General features: G+C 59.1%; 2 tRNA genes. Both read right to left on the reverse strand.

What is annotated here, in order from left to right:
- Window positions 1–163: 163 nt before the first annotated feature.
- Window positions 164–239 (reverse strand) — tRNA-Ala (locus GFD32_RS15805).
- Window positions 240–438: 199 nt separating this feature from the next.
- A tRNA-Ile gene (locus GFD32_RS15810) sits at window positions 439–515 on the reverse strand.
- Window positions 516–565: the final 50 nt, after the last annotated feature.

Here is a 565-nt window from a genome sequence, read left to right on the forward strand (position 1 = left end):
ACGTGCCAGGCAGGCGCCTCTCCCAACTGAGCTCCTTCAGTACTTTCCAAGGAAAGTGGTGGAGCCTAGCGGGATCGAAGTCGTGCGCGACCCCGGCGCGACCACCTGACGCGCAAGGCAGGCGCTCTCCCAGCTGAGCTCTTCTGGACTTTCACGAGAAAAGTGGTGGAGCCAAGCGGGATCGAACCGCTGACCTCCTGCGTGCAAGGCAGGCGCTCTCCCAGCTGAGCTATGGCCCCGAAAGCAATTTGTGTGAGACAAGGCGCTTCGATGCGACGCATAGCCTGCTATGCGAGGTTCGAAGCAACGCCGTATCACGCAAATTTGGTGGGTCTGGGCAGACTTGAAATAAACCCGGCGACCTCACCCTTCTCTTGACAGCACTTCCGGGGGCGCGCTCTCACCAACTGAGCGACAGGCCCGGTCGAGGCTCGAGAATGGTGGGTCTGGGCAGACTTGAACTGCCGACCTCACCCTTATCAGGGGTGCGCTCTAACCAACTGAGCTACAGACCCAAACAGTCTTTGCTCTGGTCGATCAGGTAATTCAATGTGAGCACTTGCCG

It is taken from the genome of Halomonas faecis, from assembly GCF_010993975.1.
Classification (GTDB): Bacteria; Pseudomonadota; Gammaproteobacteria; order Pseudomonadales; family Halomonadaceae; genus Halomonas; species Halomonas faecis.